Raw genomic sequence first — 24069 nt, forward strand, 5'->3', positions numbered from 1 at the left:
AGTCAATCGACCTGAGGCGCGCCAAATTCGGCAATACCTGCAATGATCTGGTCGGTTTCAGGAAAGCACGTTGCTGCCTATTCAGGCTGTGTGCTAGTGGACTGGTACAGGAGAACTCTCGTCTCATGAAGCTGCAGATCGACCGCGAGCTGCCGGTGCCCCTCGGGGTCCAGGTCAAGGGCCTGATCGAATACGGCATCGCCTGCGGCGAGCTGAGCCCGGGGGAGCGGCTGCCTTCGGTGCGCGAGCTGGCGGAATCGCTGGCCGTCGCACCGATGACCGTGGCCCTGGTCTATCGCGGCCTGCGCGAGGCCGGGCTGATCGAGACCCACCGCGGCCGCGGCTGCTTCGTCGCTGACGGCCGCGGGGCGGACCGACGGCCTCGGGCGGGGATCGCCGAGATCCAGCGCCGGCTCGACCACCTGATCGACGACGCCGTGGCGCTCGGGCTGACGCCGGCCGACTTGACCGGCATGGTCCAGGCGCGGCTGGCCCGGCGCCGGCCCCGGCGGCGGGCCCGCACCGTCGTCATGCTCGGCCTGTTCCGCGACGCCACCCGCGCCTATGCCGCGGCGATCCAGGCCCGGCTGCCGCCCGGCACGACGGTGCAGCCGCTGACCCTGGACGAGCTGCGCGGTGACGAGGCCGCGCGGCGCCGGGCGGCGGAGGCCGAGCTGGTGGTGACCTTCCCGAACCGCCAGCGCGAGGCCGCGGCGCTGCTGCCGGACAGCCGGGTGGTGGCGATCCGCTTCATCCCGTCGGAGGAGACGCGGCGGGCGCTGGCCGGGCTGGACCCGCTGGCGCGCCTCGGCGTCGCCTCGCGCTTCGCCGACTTCCTGCCGATCATGAAATCCGGGGTGCAGCGTTTCGCCCCGCATGTCCGCCGGGTTACCGCCGCCGCGCTGGGCACGCCGGCGCTCGACGCCGTGATCGACCAGTCCGATGTCGTCGTCCTGTCGACCGGCGCCGAGAGCGTGCTGCCCCGGCTGCGCCCCGGGGTCAGGGCGATCGAGTACCGGCACAGCCCGGACCCGGTGGATGTCGACCAGCAGATCGCGCCACTGCTCTCGCCGGACGCCGAGGGCATCGCGGAACCGCAGGAGGCCTTGCCGTGAAGATCAGCGAGATGAACTGGAGCCAGGTCGAGGCCTATCTGCAGCGCGACGACCGCGCCGTGCTGCCGCTCGGCAGTACCGAGCAGCATGCGGGGCTGAGCCTGTCGGTCGACAGCATCCTCAGCGAGCGGGTCGGGGCCGAGGCGGCGGAGCCGCTGGGCGTGCCGGTGTTTCCGGTCGTGGCCTACGGCATCACCCCCTATTTTCTGGCCTATCCCGGCACGGTCAGCCTGCGGGTCGAGACCTATGCCCGGCTGATGCACGACATCCTCGACAGCCTGTACCGCACCGGTTTCCGCCGCATCCTGATCGTCAACGGCCATGGCGGCAACCAGCCGGCCCAGTCTGTGGCCGGCGAATGGATGGCCGGGCGCGAGGGCGCCGCGGTCAAGTTCCACAACTGGTGGAACGCGCCCAAGACCTGGGCCAAGGTGCAGGACATCGACCGCCAGGCCTCGCACGCGTCCTGGATGGAGAATTTCCCCTGGACCCGGCTGCCCGGCGTCGACCAGCCGACCCAGCGCAAGCCGATGATCGACTTCGACCGGATGCGGGTGATGGGGCCGGAGGCGCTGAAGCACTATCTCGGTGACGGCAATTTCGGCGGCCACTACCAGCGCTCGGACGACGAGACGCAGGCGATCTGGGACGTGGCGGTGGCCGAGACCCGGGCCTTGATCGAAGGGCCCTGGGCATGAGGGGAGGGCCGATCCTGGTCTGGGGTGCCGGCGCCATCGGCGGCACGGTGGGCGCCGCCCTGGTCCGGGCCGGGGCGGATGTCCTGTTCGTCGATCAGGCCGCCGACCATGTCGCCGCGATCAACGCCCGGGGCCTGCGCATCACCGGCCCGGTCGCCGAGTACGCGGTGTCGGCCCGCGCGGTCACGCCGGACGCGGTCGAGGGCGAGTTCGACCGGATCTTCCTCTGCGTCAAGGCGCACCACACCGAAGCGGCGATGGAGGTGATCGCCCCGCACCTGGCCCGGTGCGGCTATGTCGCCTCGCTGCAGAACGGGCTGAATGAGCGCGTGATCGCCGCCCGGATCGACAAGGCCCGCACCCTCGGCTGCTTCGTCAATTTCGGCGCCGACTACATCGAGCCGGGCGTGATCCACCATGGCGGCCGCGGCGCGGTCGTGGTCGGCGAGCTGGACGGCGAGCGCACGCCGCGGATCGAACAGCTGCACAGCCTGCTGCGGAGGTTCGAGCCGCAGGCTGTGCTGACCGACAACATCTGGGGCTATCTCTGGGGCAAGCTGATCTATGGCGCGCTGCTGTTCGCCACTGCGGTGACCCCGGACCCGATCGCCGATGTGCTGGAGGCGCCGAGGCATCGCGCGGTGCTGACCCGGCTGGCGCTGGAGGTCGGCGCCGTCGCGGCGGCGGAGGGGATCCGGCCGGAGGCCTTCGACGGCTTCGACCCGGCCGCCTTCCGCCCCGGCGCGCCGGCCGAGGCGATCGCCCGGTCCTTCGCCGACATGGTGGCGCACAACCGCCGCTCGGCCAAAACGCATTCCGGCATCTGGCGCGACCTGGCGGTGCGGCGGCGCCCGACCGAGGTCGACGCCCAGCTGGGCCCGGTGGTGGAGATCGGGGCGCGGCACGGCGTGCCGACGCCGGTCACGGCGCGGCTGATCGCGCTCGTTCACGATATAGAGGCCGGCCGGCGCGAGATGGCGCTGGCCCTGCTGGACGAGCTGGACACCGTGTCGGCCTGAGCGGGAGGCGAGCATGACTCAGGATTTCACCGGCCGGACGGTGATCGTGACCGGCGCCGCCCACGGCTTCGGCCGGGCGATCGCCGCCGCCTTCGCGGCGCGAGGCGCGCGGGTCTGGGCCTGTGATGTGCTGAGCGAGGAGCTGGCCGAGACCGGACGGCTGCTCGGATCGGACGGGGCGGTGCGCACCGTCGACGTCACCGACCGCGACGCAGTCCGGGCGCTGGTGGCGGAGGCCGAGACGGCCTCTGCCGCAGGCTCGGTGGACGTGCTGGTCAACAATGCCGGCGGTGTGCTCGGCCAGGTCGGCCGGCCGATCGAGGAGATCGGGCCGCAAGCCTGGCAGGCGATCTTCGATGTCAACCTGTCCGGCGCGTTCTGGTGCGCCCAGGCGGTGGCGCCGGGGATGAAGCGCCGCGGCGGCGGCCGCATCGTCAACATCTCCAGCGGCGCCGGACTTGGCGTCAGTCTGACCGGGATCCAGGCCTATGCCAGCGCCAAGGCCGGGCAGATCGGCCTGACCCGGCAGCTGGCACATGAGCTGGGGCCCTGGGGCATCACCGTGAACAACGTCGCGCCCGGCTTCGTCCGCTCCAACCCGACGACGGAGCGGCAATGGCAGGCGATGGGCGAGGCGGGCCAGGCCCGGCTGGTCGGGTCGATCGCGCTGCGGCGCCTCGGCACGGTCGACGACATCGCCCACGCCGTCCTGTTCTTCGCCTCGGATGCTACCGGCTGGATCACCGGCCAGGTGCTGAGCGTGGATGGAGGAAAATGAGCGCGCCGCAGATCTTCGTCCCGGCGGCGGAGGCGGCGGCTGACACTACAGCGGCGGCGCGGCCAGCGCGTCCTGCAGGGCCGCGAGGAAGGCCTGGGCGGCGAGCGACAGCGGCCGCCGCTTGGGCACGATCAGGCCGATCGAGACCGGGATGCGCGGCGTGAAAGGTCTGATTGCGATGCCGGGCGCCGCCGCGGCGTCCCAGACCGAGTACTCGTCGACCAGGGCCAGGCCGCGGCCGCGCTCGACCAGCTTGCGCACCACATGGCTGTGGTTGGCCGACAGCGGGTTGCGGATCTGCACCCCCTCATCGGCCAGCGTCTTGGCGATCACGGCGCCGAAGGGCAAGGTCTTCGGATAGGTGATCAGCGGCATGCCGGCCAGGTCGGCCGCCTTGATCCCGGCCTGCCGCGACAGCGGATGCGCCGCCGGCAGGATGCAGACCATCGCCCCGGTGCGCAGCGTCTGCGCCATCAGGTCCATCTCCTGGCTCGGATGGTGAACGAGGCCGAGGTCGTAGTTCCCGCGGCTGACGAAGGAATGGATCTTGTCGGAATCGAGGATGTCGATCTGGACGAAGACGTCCGGGTGACGGGCGTTGAAGGCTTCGACCACCAGCGGCAGCAGCGCCACGCCGAAGGTGGCGAGCGTGGCGACCTGGACGAAGCCGCTCTTCAGCCGGGCCAGGTCGACCGACAGGGTCTCGAAGAAGGCCAGTTCCTCCATCAGCCGCGCCGCATGGGTGAACAGGATCTCGGCCTCCGGCGTCGGCTGCAGCCGGCCGCCGCTGCGCTGGAACAGCGCGATGCCGATCGAATCCTCCAGCTGCTTCAGCGATTTGCTGGCGTTCGGCTGGGTCGTTCCCAGGATCTCTGCGGCCTCGGTGACCGATCCGGTCTTCATGAACACCATCAGCGTCTCGAGATGGCGGATCTTGATCCTGTGCATGCGCGGCCCCTGGCAGGCGACATTCCATTTCGGAATGGAAAGCTCGAATAAATGAATTTTCCATGACGGAGCGGAGCTGCCTAGCATCGTCTCGCGATCACTGGGCGGGCCGGATCCCGCCGGATCAAGAATTCGAGCGCAGGTCGAAGATTTCGTGCCGGAAAACGGCACGCAGGCCGTCCTGCGGACAGGGGAAGGCTTTGACTCACGACGTCGGGAGACGCGTCATGGCGTTTGGCTGTGCGGTCGGAATGGGCATCGATGTCGCCGCCGGTTGATCCGGTCGCCTCCGACGCCACCCTGCCGGCCAGGGTCGACGTGGTCGTGGTCGGCGGCGGCATCGTCGGCGCCGCGACGGCGCTGTTCCTGGCCGAGAAGGGCGTCTCGGTCGCCCTGTGCGAGAAGGGCCGCATCGGCGGCGAGCAGTCCAGCCGCAACTGGGGCTGGTGCCGCAAGATGGGGCGCGACCCGTCCGAGCTGCCGCTGGCGATCGAGAGCCTGCGCCTGTGGGAGGGGATGAACGCGCGGGTCGAGGCCGAGACCGGCTTCCGCAAGGCCGGGATCTTCTACCTCTGCGAGACGCCGCAGGATGTCGCCGAGCACGAGGCGTGGCTGGAGCATGCGCGCCAGTACCAGCTCGACTCCCGGCTGATCGACGGCGACGAGATCGCGCGGCTGCTGCCCGGCGCGTCGCGGCGCTGGCCGGCCGCCCTCTACACCCCGAGCGACGGCAGGGCCGAGCCGCAGAAGGCGGCCCCCGCCATCGCCGAGGCGGCGCGCCGGCGGGGCGCCGCGGTGCTGACCGGCTGCGCGGTTCGCGGCGTCGAGACGAAGGCCGGCCGGATCGCCGGCGTGGTCACCGAGAAGGGGCCGATCGCCTGCGATGCCGTGGTGCTGGCCGGCGGCGCCTGGTCGCGGCTGTTCTGCGGCAACATGGACCTGTCTTTCCCGCAGCTGAAGATCCTCGGCTGCGTCCTGCGCACCGCGCCGCTGGAAGGCGGGCCGGAGGAGGCGGTCGGCGCCTCCAACTTCGCCTTCCGCAAGCGGCTCGACGGCGGCTACACCATCGCCCAGCGCAACGCCAACCTGGCGCCGATCGTGCCGGACAGCTTCCGGCTGTTCTTCGATTTCCTGCCGGCGCTGCGCAAGCAGCGGCGCGAGCTGCGCCTCCGGGTCGGTCGGCGATTCATCGAGGAATGGCGCCTGCCGCGCCGCTGGGCCCTGGACCAGGCGACGCCCTTCGAGCAGGTGCGGGTGCTGGATCCGGTGCCCGACGACCGCATCCTGGACGAGGGCCGCGCCAACCTGGTCAAGGCCTTTCCCGCCTTCGAGCGCATGGTGGTGCAGCAGCGCTGGGCCGGGCTGATCGACGTGACGCCGGACGCGGTGCCGGTGATCTCCGCGGTCGACGCCGTGCCGGGCTTCTTCATCGCCAGCGGCTTCTCCGGCCACGGCTTCGGCATCGGCCCCGGCGCCGGCCGGCTGATGGCCGACCTGGTCGCCGGCGACACCCCGGTCGTCGACCCCGCCCCGTTCCGCTACGCGCGCTTCGCCAAGGTCCCGCTGCGGGCCGCCGCCTAGGAGGCGCGCGATGGTTTCTTCTCTTTCGGTTTCGTGAGGTCAGTTCGGATGGCTTGGCGCATTGGCGTGGATTCCGGCGGGACGTTCACCGACGTCTGCCTGTTCGACGACGCGAGCGGGCGGCTCGACGTCTGGAAGGTCTCCTCGACCCCGGACGACCCGTCGCGCGGCATCGTCCAGGGGGTGGAGGAGGGGGCGGCCCGGGTCGGCGCCGAGCCCGGCGAGATCGGCTATTTCGGCCACGGCACCACGGTCGGCACCAACGCGCTGATCCAGCATCGCGGCGTGCGCACCGGGCTGCTGACCACCGACGGCTTCCGCGACCTCTTGGAGATCGGCCGGCAGAAGCGCCCGGACCTCTACGACCTGCAGGCCGATAAGCCGGAGACGCTGGTCAGCCGCGACCTGCGCATCGACATTCCGGAGCGCATCCGCCACGACGGCTCGGTCGAAACCCCGCTGGACGAGACGGCGCTGCGCCGGGCGGTGCGCGACCTGCGCGCGGCCGGGGTCGAGGCGGTGGCGGTCAGCTTCCTCTACGGCTTCGTCCGCAGCGAGCACGAGGAGGCGGCGCTGCGCATCCTGGCCGAGGAGTTCCCCGAGGCCTTCGCCTGCGCCTCGCACGGCGTGGCGCCGGAGTTCCGCGAGTACGAGCGGGTCTCGACCACCGTGGTGAACGCCTATCTCGGCCCGGTGATGCGCGGCTATATCGAGCGGCTGGGCAAGCGGCTGGCGGAGATCGGGGTCAAGGCCGCGCCGCGGCTGACCCAGTCGAACGGCGGCGTCATCAGCTTCGAGACGGCGGCGCGGCTGCCGGTGCGGACCGTCCTGTCCGGCCCCAGCACCGGCGTGGTCGCGGCCCAGGCGATCGGGGCGGTCGCCGGCTTCCCCGACCTGATCACCTTCGACATGGGCGGCACCAGCACCGATGTCGCGCTCTTGGCCGGCGGGCAGTGCCGCCTGGCCGGCGAGGCGGTGGTGCACGGCTACCCGATCAAGGCGCCGATGCTGGACATCCACACGGTCGGGGCGGGGGGCGGCTCGATCGCCTATGTCGACAGCGGCGGGCTGCTCAAGGTCGGGCCGCGCAGCGCCGGGGCCTATCCGGGGCCGGTCTGCTACGGCCACGGCAATGACGAGCCGGCGGTGACCGACGCCAATGTCGTGCTGCAGACGCTGAACCCGGTGTCGCTCCTGGGCGGCCGCATGGCGGTGCGCCGCGACCTGGCGGAGGCCGCGATCGGCCGGCTGGCGCAGCGGCTCGGCCTCGGGCTGATGGAGACGGCGCAGGGCATCCTGACCGTGGTCACCGCCAACATGGCCAAGGCGATCCGCGTCATCAGCGTGCAGCGCGGCCACGACCCGCGCGACTACACGCTGATGGCCTTCGGCGGCGCCGGCCCGCTGCACGCCGCCCGCCTGGCCAAGGAGCTCGACATCGGCCGCATCCTGGTGCCGCAGACGCCGGGCATCCTCTGCGCCATGGGTCTGCTGCTGACCGATCTGCGCGCCGATTTCGCCGCCACCCGCCTGACCACGCTGGATGCGGCGGCGCTGCCCGCGGTCGAGGCCGCCTTCGACGGGCTGCTGGCACGGGCCGAGGATTGGTTCGCGCAGGAGGAGGTGCCGCAGGGCGCCCGGCGGGTCACCCGCACCGTCGACATGCGCTATGCCGGCCAGAACTACGAGCTGCCGGTGGCGCTGCCTGACGGGCCGGTCGGGCCGGCGACGCTGGAGGCCCTGGCCGCCGGCTTCGCCCGGGCGCATGAGCGGCAATACGGCTTCGTTGCCGCCGGCGAGCCGGTGCAGCTGGTCACCTTTCGGGTCGAGGCCGCGGGCGTCGTCACGAAGGCCGCCTTCCAGCCGCAGCCCGATGCCGGGCCGGAGGCAGGCCACGCCGTCATCGGTTCGCGCGAGGTCTGGCTGCCGGAGGCGGGGGGCTGGGTCTCCTGCCCGGTCTATGACCGCGCCCAGCTCAAGCCCGGCAACCGCATCGCCGGCCCGGCCGTGGTCGAGCAGATGGACAGCACCACCGTCATCCTTCCGGGCATGACGGCCCATGTCGAACCCTATCTCAACCTGGTCCTGGAGGTCCGATGAGCGTCGCCGTCCCGCAGCGCAGCGAGGCCGCGCTCGACCCGATCACGGTCGAGGTCATCGGCAGCGCCTTCGCCTCGATCGCGGAGGAGATGGGGGAGGCGCTGGTCCGGGCCAGCTACTCGACCAACATCAAGGAGCGGCGCGACTGCTCCACCGCCCTGTTCGACCTGGCCGGCAACACCCTGTGCCAGGCCGAGCACATCCCGATGCATCTCGGCAGCTTCATCGGGATCATCCCGCACATCATGAAGCGCCACCCCCTCGACCGGATGCGGCCTGGCGACGTGTTCATCGGCAACGACGCCTATGAGGGCGGCGGCACCCACCTGCCCGACATCGTGCTGGCCGAGCCGATCTTCGTCGACGGGCGAATGGTGGCCTGGGCGGTCAACACCGCCCATCACGCCGATTTCGCCGACCGCGGCCACGCCCATATCTACCAGGAGGGGATCCGGATCCCGCCGATCCGCCTGTACCGTGCCGGCGAGCTGCAGGCCGATGTGCAGGAGCTGGTGCTGCTGAACTGCCAGGTCCCGCGCGAGCGGCTGTCCGACCTCAGGGCGCAGATGGCGGCCAACCGCCTCGGCGTGCAGCGGATGACGGCGTTGTGCACCAAATACGGCGTCGACACCGTGCTCGCGGCCGGCGCCGCGCTGCAGGACTATGCCGAGCGCAAGATGCGCGCCGGCATCGCCGCGATCCCGGACGGCACTTACCGCTTCGCCGATCGTTTCGACAATCCGGAGCTGGACGGCGAGCTGGATTTCGCGGTCGAGATCACCGTGGCCGGCGACGAGATGCGGCTGCATTTCGACAGCCCGCCGCAGGTCCGCGGCGGCCTCAACGTCGTCTACACGGCGCTGCTGTCGACGGTCTATTACGCGGTGAAGACGGTGGTCGACCCGAGCATCCTGCCCAATGCCGGTCTGGCCCGGCCGCTGACGGTGACGGCGCCCGAGGGCACGGTTCTGAACTGCGTCCATCCGGCGGCGGTGAACGGAAGGGTGGCGACCTGCCAGCGTATCGCCGACCTGATCCACGGCGCCCTGGCCCAGGCGGTGCCGGAGCGGCTGACCGCGGCCAGCAACGGCTCCTGCGCGTCGGCCACCTTCATGGGGCGCGACCCGAAGACCGGCGGCCTCTGGGTCTATCTCGAGACCATCGGCGGCGGCAGCGGCGCCCGGGCCGGCAAGGACGGGCTCGACGGCGTCCATGTCCACATGACCAACACCTCCAACCTGCCGGCCGAGGCGCTGGAGCTGGAATATCCGCTGACGCTGCTGCGCTACGAGCTGGTCGACGGCTCCGGCGGGCCGGGGACGCGGCGCGGTGGCATGGGGCTGCGCCGGGTCTACCGGGCCGAGGCCGACTGCCGGGTGCATATCGACGGCTCGCGCCTGCGCTCCGCCCCCTGGGGGCTGGAGGGCGGGCTGCCGGGCGGCCGCGGCGGCTTTATTTTCGGCCCCGGCGTTGCCCCGTTCGACCACGGCAATGGCGACCTGAAGCGCGGCGACGTGATCGAGATCATCACGCCGGGCGCCGGCGGTTATGGTCCGCCATCCGGGCGCGCGGCCGAGGCGGTCCGGCGCGATGTCGCCGAAGGACGGATCGACCGGGAGACGGCGCAGAGGGTGTACGGCGCCGCGCTCTGATCACGACAACAAACAGGGAGAGGCCATCATGATGTTGTCCCGTCGCACATTGCTCTCCACCGGGCTCGCCGCCGGCGCCGTGCTGCCGGCGCTGCGCCTGCCGGCCTGGGGCCAGGCGCCGTCGGACACGCTGCGCTTCGGCCTCTCCAGCTATCCGCCGAACCTGCAGCCCTGGGTCAATTCCGGCGGCGCCGCCGGCTCGGTCTCGGCGCTGCTGCATCGCGGCCTCCTGTCCTATGCCGCCGATGGCAGCCTGCAGGGCGAGCTCGCCGAAAGCTGGCAGCCGGACGGCGACAAGGCCTGGGTGTTCCGCCTGCGTGAAGCCTTCTTCCACAACGGCGCCCCGGTCACCGCCGCCGATATCCAGTGGAACATCGAGCAGATCGCCGCCGAGAAATCGACCGCCTATCTGCGCACCCAGCTGCAGGGGGTGGAGCGGGTCGAGACGCCGGACGACCGCACCGTGCGTCTGATCATGAAGCAGCCGACGGTCTGCGTGCCGCACTGGTTCGCCAACTACTACATGCCGATGGTGGCCAAGGAGTCGACCGCCGACGACCCGCTCGGCATCGGCGCCGGGCCCTTCGTGCTGCAGGCGCAGGACCGCGGCGTCTCGCTCGACCTCGCCGCCTTCGACAAATACTACAAGCCCGGCCTGCCGAAGCTGAAGGCGGTCAAGATCATCGCCTATCCCGACGAGAACCTGCGGGTGGCGGCGCTGCAGGCCGGCGATGTCGACCTGATCGACTACGTCCCCTGGCAGTCGATGCAGTCGATCGAGGCCGACCAGAACCTGAAGCTCGACAATCAGCTCGGCCCCTTCATGTATCTCACCTTCAACGGCCGTACCGGCCCCTTCGCCGATCCGCGCATCCGCAAGGCGGTGGCGCTCGGCATCCGGCGCGAGGAGATCGTGCAGGCCGCCTTCTTCGGCCGCGGCGCGCCGCTGGAGGGCCTGCCCTTTCCGCCGGAGACGCCCTTCTACGACGAGGCCGCGGCGCATGGCTGGCGCTACGACAAGGAGAAGGCCAAGGCCCTCCTGGCCGAGGCCGGCGTGGCCGACGGCTTCTCCTGCAAGCTCCTCTCCACCGCCCAGTACGGCATGCACAAGAGCACGGCCGAGGTGATCCAGCAGAATCTGGCCGAGCTCGGCATCCAGGTGGAGCTCAACATGCCGGACTGGCCGACCCGGGTCAGCCTGGGCAATCGCGGCCAGTACGAGTTCGCGGTGATGGGCACGGCGATGGAGAGCCCGGATCCCGAAAGCCTGTCCTCCTTCGTAGATTCCTCGCTGTCGCCGTCCTACATCCGCAGCACCGGCATCACCGTGCCCGGGCTGAACGAGCTGCTGGCGGCTGGGCGGGGCGAGTTCGACGTGGCCAAGCGCAAGGAGATCTACGCCAAGGCCGACCAGCTGGTGCTCGACCACGCGCCGATGGTGACGCTGGCGTACCGGGCGCAGGGCTTCGCCATGCGCAAGGCCCTGCAGGGCTTCCGCAACCTGCCGGGCGGCCTCAGCTTCTATTCCGCGAGCACGCTGGACCAGTCCTCCTTCGCCTGAGGGAGGCGACCATGCTGTGGTTCCTCAAGCGCCTCGCCGTCTCCGCCCTGTTGGTCTGGCTGGTCGCCAGCATCGTCTTCCTGGCGATCCATCTGGTGCCGGGCGACCCGGCCGAGACCCTGCTGTCCCAGGGCGGCGTCGCGCCCGACCCGGCGATCGTCGAGGATCTGCGCCGGCAGCTCGGCCTCGACCGGCCGGTCCTGGCGCAATACGCCCACAGCCTGTGGGGCCTGCTGCAGGGCGATCTCGGCGTGTCGATGCTCGACGGCAGCCCGGTGGCGCGCGAGATCGGGCGCCGGCTGCCGCGCACGCTGGAACTGATCGGCGTCGCCGCGCTAATCAGCCTGCTGATCGGCATCCCCGCCGGCACGTTCGCGGCCGTGCGCGCCGGCGGCTGGTTCGACCGCATCGCCTCCGGCCTGTCCGGCTTCGCCCAGGCGGTGCCGGTCTTCGTCATCGGCACGCTGCTGGTCATGGTCTTCGCCCAGCAGCTGCGCCTGGTGCCGGCAGGCGGCTACATCCCCTTCGCGCAGAACCCGGCGCAGCACCTGATCCTGCTGCTGATGCCGGCCGGCACCATCGCGGTCGGGCTGGCGGCGATCGTCTTCCGCGTCACCCGCGCCGCGGCGCTGGAGGTGATGCCGCAGGACTTCGTCCGCACCGCCATGGCCAAGGGCGTGACCCGCCGGCAGGTGCTGACCCACCACGTCGTCCGCAACGCGCTGATGCCGGTGGTGACGGTGGTGGCGCTGCATCTCGGCAGCCTCCTGGGCGGCACCGTGCTGGTCGAATACGTCTTCAACTGGCCCGGTCTGTCGGGGCTGCTGGTCGGGGCGGTCAACGCCCGCGACTATCCGATCGTCGTCGGCGTCGTGCTGGTGATCTCGATCCTGTTCGTCGGGCTGAACCTCGCGGTCGACGTCCTCTACGCAGTCCTCGATCCGCGCGTGCGCCGGGCATGAGACGGGTTCCCTGGATCGCGGCCGGGGCGACCGCCGGCCTTCTCCTGATCGCCGCGGCGGCGCCGCTGCTCGGTCTCGCCGACCCGCTGGCGATGGAGATGAAGAGCCGCTTCGCCGGGCCGTCGGCCGCCCATCTGCTGGGCCAGGACGAATACGGCCGCGACGTCCTCTCCCGCCTGGTCTGGGGGCTCCGGACCTCGCTCTTCGTCGGCCTCGCCGCCGCCGCCCTGGCCGGGGTCCTCGGCACCGCGCTCGGCATCCTCGGCGGCTATCTCCGCGGCGTGGCGGAGGTGCTGGCGATCCGCTCGATGGACGTGGTGCTGTGCTTCCCGCCGCTGCTCCTCGCCCTCCTGGTGGTGACGCTGCTCGGCCCCGGGGTGCTGACCCTGATCCCGGTGCTGGCCCTGGTCTATCTGCCGGCTTTCACCCGGGTGACCTATGCCGGGGTGCTCTCCGCCCGGTCGCAGGACTATGTCGAGGCGATGCGGGCCCAGGGGGCGGGCGGGCTCGAGATCATGACACGCACCATCCTGCCGAACGTCGCCGGGCCGATCCTGGTCCAGTTCAGCCTCGCCACCGCCTTGGCCGTGGTGCTGGAATCCGGCCTGTCCTTCCTCGGCCTCGGTGTGGTGCCGCCGGCGCCGTCGCTCGGGGTGATGATCGGCGGCGCCCGCGCCACCATGGCCCAGGCGCCGCTGCTGCTGCTGTGGCCCTGCATCGCGCTGGTCCTCACCATCCTGGTGCTCAACGCCTTGTGCGACGGGCTGCGCGACTTCCTCGACCCGAAGACCCTGGTGCGCCGGCCGTTCCGGCGCCAGCGCACTGTTGCCGGTCCGGCGGAGGCCGCGGCGGCAGACGACGCGGTGCTCGACCTGGACCGTCTGTCGATCCAGATCGACACCCCGCAGCCGATCCCGGCGGTTCGCGACGTGTCCCTGCGCATCCGCCCCGGCGAGACCGTGGCGGTGGTGGGCGAGAGCGGCTCCGGCAAGTCGCTGACCAGCCTGGCGGTGATGGGGCTGCTGCCGCCGGTGGCGCAGATCGGCGGCGGCGCGGTGCGGCTGCAGGGGGCGGACCTGCTGCGGCTCGATGCGGAGGCCGTGCGGCAGCGCCGGGGCCGCAGCATGGCAATGGTGTTCCAGGACCCGGCGTCGAGCCTGAACCCGGTGCACCGTGTCGGCGACCAGATCGCCGAGGCGATCCGCGCCCATCGCGCGATCTCCGGCGCCGCCGCCTGGAGCGAGGCCGTGGCCCTGCTGCGCCGCGTCGGCATCCCCGACCCGGAGCGGCGGGCGCGGTCCTTCCCGCACGAGCTGTCGGGCGGCATGCGGCAGCGGGTGATGATCGCGATCGCCATCGCCAACGATCCCGCTCTGCTGATCGCCGACGAGCCGACCACGGCGCTCGACGTCACCATTCAGGCGCAGATCCTCGACCTTCTGGCCGAGCTGCGGCAGCAGAGCGGCATGGCCCTCCTGTTCGTCACCCACAGCCTGCCGGTGGTGTCCGAGATCGCCGACCGGGTGGTGGTGATGTATGCCGGCGAGGTGGTGGAGGAGGGGCGGACCGGTGACGTCTTCGGCGCCCCGCTGCACCCCTACACCGCGGCCCTCCTGGCCAGCGCGCCGCGCGAGGACGGGCCGCCGCCGCAGGGCATCCCCGGCGTGGTGCCGGCGCCGGACGCGCTGCCGCCCGGCTGCGTCTTCGCCCAGCGCTGTCCGATGCGCGCCGGCGCCTGCGAGGCGGCGCGGCCGCATCTCGTCGAACCCACGGCGGACCGGAGGACGCGATGCCTGCGCTGGAAGGAGCTGTGACGCCTCTGGTCGTCGCCGAGGGCATCGGCCGCCGCTTCGGCGGGCGCGGCGTGTTCGGGCTCGGCCGGCCGGTGCAGGCGGTGACCGATGTCAGCCTGTCGCTGGCGCGCGGCGAGACGGTCGGGCTGGTCGGCGAGAGCGGCTCGGGGAAGAGCACGATCGGCCGGCTGCTGCTCGGGCTGCAGCCGCTCAGCGCCGGGCGCGTGCTGTTCGACGGCACCGATCTCTCCGGCCTCGGCCGGGAACCGCTGCGGCGGCTGCGCCGGCGGATGCAGCTGGTGTTCCAGGACCCGTTCTCCAGCCTCGACCCGCGGCGCCGGGTCGGCGCCCAGATCGCCGACGGGCTGCGCATCCACCGCCTGGCCGACGAGGCGGCGCGCCGGCGGCGGGTGCGGGAGCTGCTGGTCCAGGTCGGGCTGCAGCCGGAGCATGCCGACCGCTATCCGCATGCCTTCAGCGGCGGCCAGCGCCAGCGCATCGCCATCGCCCGGGCGCTGGCCACCGACCCCGACTTCCTGGTGGCGGACGAGCCGGTCTCGGCCCTCGACGTCTCGGTCCAGGCCCAGGTGATGGCGCTCTTGTCCTCGCTCCGGGCCGAGCTCGGCCTGACCATGCTGTTCATCAGCCATGACCTGCCGGTGGTGCGGCACCTGTGCGACCGGGTGGTAGTGCTATATCTCGGCCGGGTGATGGAGGAGGGGCCGGTGAGGACGATCTTCACCGCGCCCCGCCACCCCTACACCAGGGCACTGCTGTCGGCGGCGCCGCGCCTGTCGGGGCGGCCGCAGCGGATCCGCCTGGCCGGCGAGCCGCCGAGCCCGCACGACCCGCCCTCCGGCTGCGTCTTCCGCACCCGCTGCCCTTACGCCCTGCCGGCCTGCGCCGAGGCCGTGCCGAAGCTGCGCGAGGCGGCGCCCGGCCACCGCTTCGCCTGCATCCGCGACGATCTCTAGCCCGGGAGTTCCTGGGGGATCTGGTGTGTGCTCGAAGGCGGCTACGCGGTCGGCGTAACGGCGACATTGGAACCGTATTCCGTCATTCCCGTAATGACCCTCTCGACCTCCTCGACGCGGGTGTGCCGGGGATCGATGTCGTCCGCCACCACGCGGCCGCGGCGCATCACGACGATGCGGTCGACCACCTGGAAGACGTGATGGATGTTGTGCGCGATGAAGATGCAGGAATGCCCCGAATCCCGGGCATTGCGCACGAAGCGCAGCACGCCCTGCGTCTCGGCCACGCCCAGATTGTTGGTCGGCTCGTCGAGGATGATCAGGTCGCTGTCGAAGTGCATGGCGCGGGCGATCGCAACCGCTTGGCGCTCGCCGCCGGACAGCGATCCGATCGGCGTGTCGGGCGGGATGTCCTTGCTGATGCCGACCTTCCGCAGGAGGTCGCCCGCCACCGCGTTCATCGCCGCCTGATCCATTCGGTTCAGGAAGCGCGGCCCCCGGATCGGCTCGCGGCCCAGGAACAGGTTGCGGGCGATCGACAGCTGCGTCACCAGCGCCGAATCCTGGTAGATCGTCTCGATGCCGTGGGCGATGGCGTCGGTGGTGCTGGCGATCTCCACCTTGCGGCCGCGGATGAAGATGTCGCCGCTGGTCGGCGGCACGGCGCCCGACAGGATCTTGATCAGCGTCGACTTGCCGGCGCCGTTGTCGCCGAGCAGGCCGACGATCTCGCGCTCGCCGACCGTGAGGCTCACATCCTCCAGCGCCCGAACCCGGCCGTAGAACTTGGTGATATGCGCCATGCGGATCAGGGGTTCGGGCGTAGGAAGGTCAGCCATGGGGCGGTCAGCTCCCTGTCTGGTGACGGCGGTCGAGCCAGGAGTGCAGCGCCATCATCCCGAGGATGATCGCGCCGATGAAGATGTTGTAGGCGAGGCCGGGCACGCCGATCAGGACGATGCCGTTGCGCATCACCCGCAGGATGAAGATGCCCAGCACGGTGCCGAGGATGGTGCCGCGCCCGCCGCTCAGCGCCGTGCCGCCGATCACCACCATGGCGATGACCTCGAGCTCGTAGCCGGTGCCGCTGTTCGGGTTGGCGGCCGAGGTGCGGATCGAGCTGATCACCCCGGCCAGGGCGGCCATCGTGGCCGACAGCACGAACAGCGCGATCTTGGTGCGGCCGACGCGCACGCCGCGGGCCCGCGCCGCGCCGGGATTGCCGCCCGAGGCCTGGATCCAGTTGCCGGCCTTGGTCTGGGTCAGCACATAGCCCATCGCCAGCGCGGCGGCGATAAACCAGAACAGCGACATGTAGATGCGGAAGCCGCCGACGAAGAAGTCGCCGGCCAAGAGCCAGGCCAGCCAGTTGCCGCCGGTGTTCCAGGTCCGCTGCGGGAAGCCGTCGGTGATGAACAGCGCCGTGCCGCGCACCACCAGCAGCATGCCGAGCGTCACCAGGAAGGACGGGATCCTCAGCCGGGTCACGAACCAGCCGTTGACCAGCCCGACCAGGGCGGCGACGGCGATCGCGGCGACGAAGCCGGCCTCCAGCGGCGCGGCGCCGCTGTTGAACAGGGTCCACATCAGCACCGGGGCGAAGCCGAAGACCGAGCCGACCGAAAGGTCGAACTCGCCGGAGGTCATCAGCAGCGTCATCGCCAGCGCGATCAGGCCGAGCTCGACGGTGAAGGCCAGGGTGTTGCTGATGTTCTGGGGCGACAGGAATTCCGGGTTGATCGCCCAGAAGGCGGCGAGCTCGACCACCAGCAGGATGAGGGGGCCGAATTCGGGCTTGGCCACCAGGCGATGGACGATCGACCGGTGGTCGAAGGGCGGGCGGCCCGGGAGCGCCACATCCGCGGCGGCACCGGCCGCCGCGGATGCCTCCGGCGCAGCGTCACTTGCCGGAGAGGATCTTGTCATAGATCTCGGCCTTGTCCTTCTCGTACAGCGCACCGGTGATGACGTTGAACCCCGGCGGGATGCCGCCGGACGCCATCGCCGCCAGCGACAGGGCGACGTAGCTGGTGGCCTGCGGGTCCTGCCATTGCGCCGCGTTGACGTAGCCGGTGAGGACCTCCTGGGTGGTGTCGAGCGAGTTGCCCCAGCCGACGACCGGGATCTCGCCCGGCTTGACCCCGACCTGGTCGAAGACGCGCTTGATGCTGCCGGTCACCAGGTCGCCCAGGCCGATGATGGCCTTGACCTTCGTTCGGTTGGCGGTGAGGTAATCGACCATGCGGCTGATGACCTCGGCCTGGTCCAGCGTGTTGTCGGTCACCTCCCAGGTGATGCCGAGCGGCTTGAACACGCTGGCGATGCCTTCCTCCTCCTGCACGCCGTAGGTCGCGCCGGGGACCTCGACCGGCAGCCAGACGAAGTCGCCGGACTTAACCAGTCCCTTGTCGACCAGGTACTGCGCCCAGTTCCGGCCGAAGGTGACGTTGTCGCCGCCGACATAGGCGTCGAAGCCGGCCGTGGGGTCGGGCGTGTTGAAATTGATGATCGGGATGCCCGCGGCCTTCGCCTCCTTCACCACCTCGACCAAGCTGCCCGGGTCGGGGCTGGTGGTGACGATGCCGTCCGCCTTGGCGGAGATCGCCGCGCGAACCGCCTCCTGATGCGACGGCACGTCGCCGTTGTGGAAGGAGGTGTTCACCGTCTGGCCGGTGTCGGCGGCCCATTGCTTGGCGCCGGCCAGGAAGTAGGTCCAGACCGGATCGGCCGGCGATCCGTGCGAGATCCAGTAATAGGTCTTGGCCTGGGCCGCGGCCGGCGCCGCCAGCGCCAGCAGGACGCCGCACAGCAGCAGCGACAATCGCCTGAACATGCGTTCCTCCCCTGTTATCGCCGCCTTCTCGCTATCGACGGGCGGACATGCGTCTAGACTGACACAGTTGCGGCCAGCCCGGCGACGAGGATCGCCATGGCTCCGGCCTCAGCCTTCCGGCTGCGTCTTGGCCTCGACGGTCTCGTCCCGCTCCGGATCGAAGAAGGCGCGATGGCCGGCGTCGAGCGTCAGGCCCAAAGCCTTGATCCGGTCGTCCGGCACCTTCTCCAGCCTGGTGTAGCCGGGATGGTGGTGCTGCTTGTACGGGTCGTTCCAGGCCGCGTTGTAGCAGCACAGCATGACGTTGCGCGGATGCTCGGACTTGTTCTGCTCCGAGGCGTGCAGCGTGTTGGCGTGGAAGAAGCAGGCGTCGCCCGGCTCCATCTCCATGTAGTCGCGCGGCAGCCGCGCCAGCGCCTGGTTCACCCGCTCCATGTCGGCGCCGGTCTGGCCGCCGACCCGGCCATGATCGATCCGGCCCAGCTTGTGGCTGCCGCGGATCATCTGCAGGCAGCCGTTCTCCTTGGTCGCCCGATCAACCGCGATGGCGACCGACAGCATGTCGGGGTACAGGCAGCCATTGTTGTACCAGTAGCCGTAATCCTGGTGCCAATCCCAGGCGCCGCCGGCCCGCGGCCGCTTCATCGTCAGCTTGGAGTGGTAGTGGTAGACCTCGCCGCCGAGCAGCTTCTCGGCACCGCCGACCATGCGCTCGCAGCGGGCGAAGGCGCCGAACAGGTCGTCACCGGGATGGTTCCACAGCGCCAGCTCGGTCGACCCGCCCAGGCTGTCCTTCAGCGCCACGACATGGCTGCGGATGCCCTCGTCCTGCGCGATCGCCTGCTGCAGCAGACCGATCTCCTCGGCGTCGAAGAAGCCGCGCTTGACCACATAGCCGTCGCGCCAGAAGGCGGCATGGTCGGCCTCGGTCAGGTGGGGAAAGGGCATGGGGTCCTCCTGGTCTCTGATCCCGGCTTCGTCGGCCGGCCGCTCACGGCAGGTTCTCACGGGTGAAGATCTCGATCCGCACCGGGGCGATCGGCTCGGCCGGGCCCGGGCGGGTGTGGTGGCCCAGCAGCAGCCGCAGCGTCTCCGCCGCCTCGGCGCGCGGGTTCTGGTTGATCGCCGCGTCCATCACGCCGTCGATCAGGAAGCGGCGGGTGTGCGGCGTCAGCTCGTGGCCGATATAGACGATGCGCGGCGCGTCGGCCGGCCGGCGGCGCAGCACCTCGGCCACGCCGCGGTTGCCGCCGCCGATGTTGTAGAGGCCGATGAGGCCGGGATGGGTATCCAGCAGCCGCTCGGTCACCGCGGCGCTCTGCTCGACGCTGTCATGGCCCTCGACCAGGGCCGGGACGGTCAGGTTCGGGAAGCGCTCGCGCAGCACGCTGCGGAAGCCGGCCTCACGCTCCTCATGGCCGCGATAGGACAGGCTGCCGGCGATCAGCCCGACCTCGCCGCCGCGGCCGGCCAGGAAGCGCCCCATCAGGTCGCCGGCGGTGCGGCCGGCGGCGCGGTTGTCGACGCCGACATAGCCGATGCGGGCCGATTGCGGCAGGTCCGAGACCATGGTCGCCACCGGCACGCCGGTCGCCGCCAGATCCGCCACCGCCTCGCGCACCGCGGGGTGGTCGAGGGCGATGAAGCCGACGCCGTCACTGCCGCGGCCGACCCGGCGCAGCGCCTCGGCCAGGGCGTCGGGATCGAAGCCCTCGATCAGGTGCAGCCGCGGTTTGACTCCGAAGGCGGTGAAGTCGCGTTCGGCCGCCAGCACCGCCTCGCCCAGGTCGCGGATGAAGGTGTTGCTGCCGGCCGGCAGCACGATGTCGAACTGCAGCGCCCGGCCGCGCGACAGCAGGCTGGCGGCCAGGTTGGGGGCGTAGTTCAGCCGCTGCACCACCGCCTGCACCCGGCTCGCGGTCTCGGCGTTCACGCCCTCGCGGCCGTTCAGCACGCGGTCGACCGTGGCCAGGCTGACCCCGGCCTCGCGGGCGATGTCGACCATGCGGGCCTTGCGCGTGCCGGCGTCGAGGGGCTTGGCGGCTTGTTTCATAAGACTAAATGTCCCCTTCCTGTCATTGCCGGGCTTGACCCGGCAATCCAGGGGCCACCCGGAGCGGCATCGACAGTCCCTGGATGCCCGGGTCAAGCCCGGGCATGACAGAAAAGGAAAGAGGCACGGAAAAGACCACCCTCACACCCCCAGCGCCCGCAGCTTGCCGTTGATGAAGGCCTTGGCGCGGGGCACGTCGGCCTCCTCCAGATGTTCGATGATCAGCGGGATGTTCGGGTGCCGGCGGGACAGCCGCTGCAGGTACAGGTCGTAGTTCAGCTCGCCCAGCCCCGGCGCCGGCAGCTTGATCTCGCCGACGCCGCGGAAGCTGTGCGCCTCCGACGCGTCGATGTCGGCGTGCTTCTCGGATTTGTCGGCGCCGGACCGCTTCACGTCCTTGGCGTGGGCGATGCGGATGCGGTCGTCCAGCGCGTCGAAGATCCGGTTCAGCTCGCGGTCCATGCGGCCGATATTGTGCGCCTCGAAATAGTTGGTCGGGTCCATCAGCAGCCCCAGGCCCGGGCTGGGCACGTCGGCGAACAGGCGCAGCGTCTCCTCGACCGAGCCGATGACGTTGTTGACATAGGTCTCGACCAGGAAGACCGCGCCGTGGTCATAGGCGGTCTGGGCCAGTTCGGCGATCACCGCGCGGCACTCGGCATAGCCTTCCTCGGTCTTGTTCCTCGGGTGGTGCACCCAGTCGCTCTCCGTGTTGAAGGTGCCGGTCTCGCTGATGACATAGGGGCTGCCCAGGTCGCGGGCGTGGCGGATCAGCGTCCGCAGATGCTCCAGCTTCGCCTGCCGCGCCGCCGGGTCGGGGTGGACGATGTTGGTGTAGCCGCTGATGGCGCAGACCGGCAGGTCGTGGTCGCGGAAGGTCTCCCGGATGGTCCGGCACTTGTCGCGCGTGATCGCGCCGGTCGACAGGTCCATGTCCTTGAAGGCGAGGTCGAGCTGGACGGTGTTGAACCCCAGCGAGCGGATCTTCTTCGCCGTCTCCGGCAGCGAATAGGGGAAGTAGCCGGAGAAGATGCCCACCTGGATCATGACGCGTTCCTCCGTGTTTTCTCGTTGTTGTCAGACGCCGAATTCCGCCAGGCGGACCGCGCGCTTTTCGTTCAGGGACCGGTAGGCGGCCTCGACCAGCGCCATGGTGCGGACGTTGTCGGCGCCGCTCAGCAGCGGCGGCTCGCCGGTCTTCACCGCGTATTGCAGCTGCTCCATCACGCCCTTGAAGGCGTGCGGGAACCACATCGTGTCCCAGCGCGGCCGGACCCATTGGCCGCCGGTCTCGGGCGTGCAATAGGCGAGGGTGCTAGGGCTGCCCTTCGGATAGTCCGGCCAGCCGATGGTGCCCTGGGCCAGGCCCTCGGTGCCCTCGACCCGCCATTTGATGTAGATGTCGCTCTCGAACCCCTCCTGACGCGGGCCGGACCAGACATCCTCCAGGCTCACCGCCATCAGCCCGCCCGGGAAGGAGAGGGTGGAGCAGCAGATGCCGTCGCGATGCGGGAAGCCGGTGCGCGGGTCGGTCCGCGCTGCGGTGTAGATCTCGACCGGGTCGCCGAACAGGAAGCGCAGCACGTCGAGATGGTGGATGCTCATGTTGAGCAGCGTCAGCCGGTCATAGGCCTCGAGGAAGGGCTGCCAGTGCGGGATCGCCCGCATCTCGATCGTCGCCAGCACCGGCGTGCCCAGAGCGCCGCGGTCCAGCAGCTGCTTCAGCACCCGCATCGACTGGTCGAAGCGCATGTTCTGGTTGACCGACAGGATCTTGCCAGCCGCCGCGGCCTCCTCGGCCAGGCGCTGCGCTTCGGCATGGTCCATCGCCAGCGGCTTCTGCGCCAGGATCGCCCGGATATGCGGCTGGCGCAGCGCCTGGCGGATCAGGTCCGGCTGCTGGTCGGGCGGGAAGGCGATGTCCAGGATCTCGACCTCGGGATCGGCGATCAGCGCCGCCGGCGTGTCGTGGACGCGGGGAATGTCCCACCTCGCCGCCACCGCCCGCGCCTTCTCCGGGGTGCGGCTGGCGATGGCGACGACCGGGAATCCCGCCTCGCGATACGCCGCCAGCTGCACATCCGCCATGATGAACCCGGCCCCGATCGCGCCGATGCGATGGTCGCGGCAACGGATCTCGGGGTCGGGCGTGAAACCCGACGACACCTCCACGACGGCCTCCCTTGACGTGTTTTGAGGTACGTTACCGATTCGGGGCGTCGTAGACAAGCGGGAGACTGTCCCTATGCCGAAAGGTCACCGCTCGGGAAGTTGGTCAGATCTGACGTACGTTACCGGCGCTTCAGCGCGCCGGCGTCGTCAGCTCCGTGCGGCCAGGCCCCAGCGCGCTATCTCTCCCGTCAGCGTCTCGCGGTCCGCGGGGTCGAGGGCCGGCAGGCCGGGCAGGCGCACTTGGCCGACGGGGAAGCCGAGCAGGCCGAGCGCCTCCTTGACCACGGTGACGTTGGCGCCGTTGCCGTAGCGTGTGCGCAGCGCCTCGAAGCGCGCGATCTCGGCGACGAGGGTACGGGCCTTGGCATAGTCGCCCGCTTCCAGCGCCGCGTGGACGGCCAGCGACCGGGCCGGGTCGACATTGACCAGGCCGGAGGTGAAGCCGCGGGCGCCGAGCGCGTAGAAGGGTGCGGCCCAGCCCTCGGCCAGGCCGCAAACCCAGACGGCGGTGCCGGCGTCGCTCGACCGCACGCATTCGGCCAGCAGCATCAGGTTGGTGGTGGCGAACTTGACGCCGACGACATTGGGGTGGTTGGCGACCGACAGCAGGTCGGCCAAGCCCATGGCGTCGGACCGCACATAGGCCACGAGCGGCAGGTCGACCGCGTCCGCGATCGCCCGGAAATAGGCGGCCTGGGCCTGCGGCGCGGCGAAGGGGTCGAGCGGCTGGTGCGACATGATCGCGTCCGCTCCCGATTCCTCGGCGCGGCGGCCCAGCGCGATGGCCTCGGTCAGCGACCGGCCGACGGCGGCGATCACCCGGCTGCGGCCGGCGGCGGCCGACACCGCGGTGTCGTGCACCAGGCGCACCTCGTCGGGCGACAGGGCGTAGAACTCGCCGGTGTTGCCGGCGGCGACGACATTGTGGATGCCGCCGGCGGCGATCCGGTCGACGATGCGGGCGGTGAGATCCGCGTCGACGCCGCCATCGGCCGAATAGGCGGTCGCGTGCACGCCCGAGATGCCGCACAGCGCGCGCCGCAGGCCGTTCTGGATGTCCATCGTCATCTACTCCTTCCGGCGCGCGAACGCCGTCTGTACATGTTGCCGGCCCGACCGCACGATGTGGTCGCGCATCGCCCGTTCCGCCGCGTCCGGATCCCGCGCCTCGAGGGCGGCGAGGATGCTCAGATGCTCCTGCAGCGCCCGCCCGCGCTCCTCGGGGTCGCCCAGCAGGAAGCGGCGCGCCGCCTTGTCGTAGACCAGCTGCCCGGCCAGCAGGCGCTGCAGGTAGCGGCAGCCCGAGGCGGCGTGGATGGTGTCGTGGAAGGTCTCGTTCAGCGCGATCAGCCGGCGCACCGCGCCGGCCTCGGTCGCCTGCCGCATGCTCTCCCCGACCGCGCGCAGCGCGGCCAGCGTCTCGTCGGTGATCCGCGCCGCCGCCTGGCGCGCGATCATGCTCTCCAGCGCGGCGCGGGCCAGCGCCATCTCCTCGGCCTGGGCCGCGTCGAAGGTGATGCGGATGCCGCGGCGGGGCTCGGTCCGCACCAGCCCTTCCAGCTCCAGCCGGCGCAGCGCCTCCTTCAGCGGCGTGGTGCTGACGCCCAGCTGCGCCGCCGCCTGGCGCTCGTTCAGCAGAGTGCCGCTCGGCAGCTGGCCGGAGATGATGGCCTGGCGCAGCTGCTCGTGAACATGCTCGCGCAGCCCCTTCAGCATCTTCGGGTCGAGGGATGGCAGCGGGCGTTGCAATCGGAGCCTCTGGGTGGGTTCAGTTGGGACTTGATATATCAAGTCTCATGAGATTAAGTCTAGCCGCGAGACGCAAGGCGC

Annotated in this window: 21 protein-coding genes; 11 read left to right on the forward strand and 10 right to left on the reverse strand. The window is 70.8% G+C overall.

All coding sequences use genetic code 11. The features are described from left to right. Positions 1-125 precede the first annotated feature (125 nt). Genes G537_RS36935 through G537_RS0107800 form a run of 4 tightly spaced genes read left to right on the forward strand, consistent with a single transcriptional unit; the run spans position 126 to position 3610 of the window. Positions 126-1115: a GntR family transcriptional regulator gene (locus G537_RS36935; RefSeq protein ID WP_051248141.1), complete on the forward strand. Its 990-nt coding sequence runs from the start codon at positions 126-128 to the stop codon at positions 1113-1115. Further along, positions 1112-1813 (forward strand): creatininase family protein, encoded by a 702-nt coding sequence (locus tag G537_RS0107790; RefSeq protein WP_026869634.1) that lies wholly within the window; start codon positions 1112-1114, stop codon positions 1811-1813. Before G537_RS36935 ends, G537_RS0107790 begins: the two co-directional genes overlap by 4 nt. After that, positions 1810-2832 (forward strand): ketopantoate reductase family protein, encoded by a 1023-nt coding sequence (locus tag G537_RS0107795; RefSeq protein WP_034850997.1) that lies wholly within the window; start codon positions 1810-1812, stop codon positions 2830-2832. The genes G537_RS0107790 and G537_RS0107795 overlap by 4 nt, the downstream gene beginning before the upstream one ends. Positions 2833-2845: 13 nt before the next feature. Beyond that, on the forward strand, positions 2846-3610 hold the full coding sequence (locus G537_RS0107800) for an SDR family NAD(P)-dependent oxidoreductase (RefSeq protein WP_026869636.1): 765 nt from the start codon (positions 2846-2848) through the stop codon (positions 3608-3610). A 45-nt stretch (positions 3611-3655) separates the two neighbouring features. Here the strand turns inward: G537_RS0107800 and G537_RS0107805 are convergent, their stop codons facing one another. Next, the gene (locus G537_RS0107805; RefSeq protein ID WP_026869637.1) at positions 3656-4558 is read right to left on the reverse strand and encodes a LysR family transcriptional regulator; all 903 of its coding nucleotides are present in this window, start codon (positions 4556-4558) and stop codon (positions 3656-3658) included. A gap of 261 nt (positions 4559-4819) precedes the next feature. Here G537_RS0107805 and G537_RS0107810 point away from each other — a divergent pair, with 261 nt between their 5' ends. The 7 genes from G537_RS0107810 to G537_RS0107840 are packed head-to-tail and all read left to right on the forward strand — an operon-like array spanning position 4820 to position 15181. Continuing rightward, positions 4820-6139 carry an NAD(P)/FAD-dependent oxidoreductase gene (locus G537_RS0107810; RefSeq protein ID WP_026869638.1) on the forward strand — a complete coding sequence of 440 codons (1320 nt, stop codon included), beginning with the start codon at positions 4820-4822 and terminating at the stop codon, positions 6137-6139. A 48-nt stretch (positions 6140-6187) separates the two neighbouring features. Beyond that, positions 6188-8239: a hydantoinase/oxoprolinase family protein gene (locus G537_RS0107815; protein ID WP_026869639.1), complete on the forward strand. Its 2052-nt coding sequence runs from the start codon at positions 6188-6190 to the stop codon at positions 8237-8239. Continuing rightward, the gene (locus G537_RS0107820) at positions 8236-9891 is read left to right on the forward strand and encodes a hydantoinase B/oxoprolinase family protein (protein ID WP_026869640.1); all 1656 of its coding nucleotides are present in this window, start codon (positions 8236-8238) and stop codon (positions 9889-9891) included. The genes G537_RS0107815 and G537_RS0107820 overlap by 4 nt, the downstream gene beginning before the upstream one ends. A gap of 28 nt (positions 9892-9919) precedes the next feature. Further along, complete coding sequence (locus tag G537_RS0107825; RefSeq protein ID WP_026869641.1) at positions 9920-11452, forward strand: ABC transporter substrate-binding protein; 1533 nt, start codon at positions 9920-9922, stop codon at positions 11450-11452. A gap of 11 nt (positions 11453-11463) precedes the next feature. After that, the gene (locus G537_RS0107830; RefSeq protein WP_026869642.1) at positions 11464-12414 is read left to right on the forward strand and encodes an ABC transporter permease; all 951 of its coding nucleotides are present in this window, start codon (positions 11464-11466) and stop codon (positions 12412-12414) included. Continuing rightward, a complete protein-coding gene (locus G537_RS0107835) occupies positions 12411-14228 on the forward strand; it encodes a dipeptide/oligopeptide/nickel ABC transporter permease/ATP-binding protein (protein ID WP_026869643.1) in 1818 nt (605 codons plus the stop codon). The genes G537_RS0107830 and G537_RS0107835 overlap by 4 nt, the downstream gene beginning before the upstream one ends. Then, a complete protein-coding gene (locus G537_RS0107840) occupies positions 14204-15181 on the forward strand; it encodes an ABC transporter ATP-binding protein (protein WP_026869644.1) in 978 nt (325 codons plus the stop codon). Before G537_RS0107835 ends, G537_RS0107840 begins: the two co-directional genes overlap by 25 nt. Positions 15182-15222: 41 nt before the next feature. Here the strand turns inward: G537_RS0107840 and G537_RS0107845 are convergent, their stop codons facing one another. From G537_RS0107845 to G537_RS0107890, 9 genes are all read right to left on the reverse strand, one after another. Continuing rightward, positions 15223-16020, reverse strand: a complete 798-nt coding sequence (locus G537_RS0107845) for an ATP-binding cassette domain-containing protein (RefSeq protein ID WP_026869645.1) — start codon at positions 16018-16020, stop codon at positions 15223-15225. Between the two features lie 7 nt (positions 16021-16027). Next, a complete protein-coding gene (locus G537_RS0107850) occupies positions 16028-17038 on the reverse strand; it encodes an ABC transporter permease (protein ID WP_034851084.1) in 1011 nt (336 codons plus the stop codon). Between the two features lie 43 nt (positions 17039-17081). Then, positions 17082-18014 carry a sugar ABC transporter substrate-binding protein gene (locus G537_RS0107860; protein ID WP_026869646.1) on the reverse strand — a complete coding sequence of 311 codons (933 nt, stop codon included), beginning with the start codon at positions 18012-18014 and terminating at the stop codon, positions 17082-17084. 108 nt (positions 18015-18122) lie between these two features. After that, positions 18123-18962: a phytanoyl-CoA dioxygenase family protein gene (locus G537_RS0107865; RefSeq protein ID WP_026869647.1), complete on the reverse strand. Its 840-nt coding sequence runs from the start codon at positions 18960-18962 to the stop codon at positions 18123-18125. A gap of 43 nt (positions 18963-19005) precedes the next feature. Next, entirely contained in the window at positions 19006-20067 is a 1062-nt protein-coding gene (locus tag G537_RS0107870; protein ID WP_026869648.1) for a LacI family DNA-binding transcriptional regulator, read from the reverse strand. A 141-nt stretch (positions 20068-20208) separates the two neighbouring features. After that, complete coding sequence (locus G537_RS0107875) at positions 20209-21114, reverse strand: sugar phosphate isomerase/epimerase family protein (protein WP_026869649.1); 906 nt, start codon at positions 21112-21114, stop codon at positions 20209-20211. Positions 21115-21144: 30 nt separating this feature from the next. Next, complete coding sequence (locus tag G537_RS0107880) at positions 21145-22239, reverse strand: Gfo/Idh/MocA family protein (protein WP_026869650.1); 1095 nt, start codon at positions 22237-22239, stop codon at positions 21145-21147. Positions 22240-22386: 147 nt separating this feature from the next. Then, positions 22387-23307, reverse strand: a complete 921-nt coding sequence (locus G537_RS0107885; RefSeq protein WP_026869651.1) for a dihydrodipicolinate synthase family protein — start codon at positions 23305-23307, stop codon at positions 22387-22389. Next, positions 23308-23988 (reverse strand): GntR family transcriptional regulator, encoded by a 681-nt coding sequence (locus G537_RS0107890; RefSeq protein ID WP_026869652.1) that lies wholly within the window; start codon positions 23986-23988, stop codon positions 23308-23310. Between the last annotated feature and the right edge of the window lie 81 nt (positions 23989-24069).

The sequence above is a fragment of the Inquilinus limosus DSM 16000 genome (assembly GCF_000423185.1).
Classification (GTDB): domain Bacteria; phylum Pseudomonadota; class Alphaproteobacteria; order DSM-16000; family Inquilinaceae; genus Inquilinus; species Inquilinus limosus.

Coding starts and splice junctions, on each gene's coding strand:
- G537_RS36935 (WP_051248141.1), top strand. CDS start 126: ATGAAGCTGCAGATCGACCGCGAGCTGCCGGTGCCCCTCGGGGTCCAG.
- G537_RS0107795 (WP_034850997.1), top strand. CDS start 1,810: ATGAGGGGAGGGCCGATCCTGGTCTGGGGTGCCGGCGCCATCGGCGGC.
- G537_RS0107800 (WP_026869636.1), top strand. CDS start 2,846: ATGACTCAGGATTTCACCGGCCGGACGGTGATCGTGACCGGCGCCGCC.
- G537_RS0107805 (WP_026869637.1), bottom strand. CDS start 4,558: ATGCACAGGATCAAGATCCGCCATCTCGAGACGCTGATGGTGTTCATG.
- G537_RS0107810 (WP_026869638.1), top strand. CDS start 4,820: ATGTCGCCGCCGGTTGATCCGGTCGCCTCCGACGCCACCCTGCCGGCC.
- G537_RS0107815 (WP_026869639.1), top strand. CDS start 6,188: ATGGCTTGGCGCATTGGCGTGGATTCCGGCGGGACGTTCACCGACGTC.
- G537_RS0107820 (WP_026869640.1), top strand. CDS start 8,236: ATGAGCGTCGCCGTCCCGCAGCGCAGCGAGGCCGCGCTCGACCCGATC.
- G537_RS0107825 (WP_026869641.1), top strand. CDS start 9,920: ATGATGTTGTCCCGTCGCACATTGCTCTCCACCGGGCTCGCCGCCGGC.
- G537_RS0107830 (WP_026869642.1), top strand. CDS start 11,464: ATGCTGTGGTTCCTCAAGCGCCTCGCCGTCTCCGCCCTGTTGGTCTGG.
- G537_RS0107835 (WP_026869643.1), top strand. CDS start 12,411: ATGAGACGGGTTCCCTGGATCGCGGCCGGGGCGACCGCCGGCCTTCTC.
- G537_RS0107840 (WP_026869644.1), top strand. CDS start 14,204: ATGCCTGCGCTGGAAGGAGCTGTGACGCCTCTGGTCGTCGCCGAGGGC.
- G537_RS0107845 (WP_026869645.1), bottom strand. CDS start 16,020: ATGGCTGACCTTCCTACGCCCGAACCCCTGATCCGCATGGCGCATATC.
- G537_RS0107860 (WP_026869646.1), bottom strand. CDS start 18,014: ATGTTCAGGCGATTGTCGCTGCTGCTGTGCGGCGTCCTGCTGGCGCTG.
- G537_RS0107865 (WP_026869647.1), bottom strand. CDS start 18,962: ATGCCCTTTCCCCACCTGACCGAGGCCGACCATGCCGCCTTCTGGCGC.
- G537_RS0107870 (WP_026869648.1), bottom strand. CDS start 20,067: ATGAAACAAGCCGCCAAGCCCCTCGACGCCGGCACGCGCAAGGCCCGC.
- G537_RS0107875 (WP_026869649.1), bottom strand. CDS start 21,114: ATGATCCAGGTGGGCATCTTCTCCGGCTACTTCCCCTATTCGCTGCCG.
- G537_RS0107885 (WP_026869651.1), bottom strand. CDS start 23,307: ATGACGATGGACATCCAGAACGGCCTGCGGCGCGCGCTGTGCGGCATC.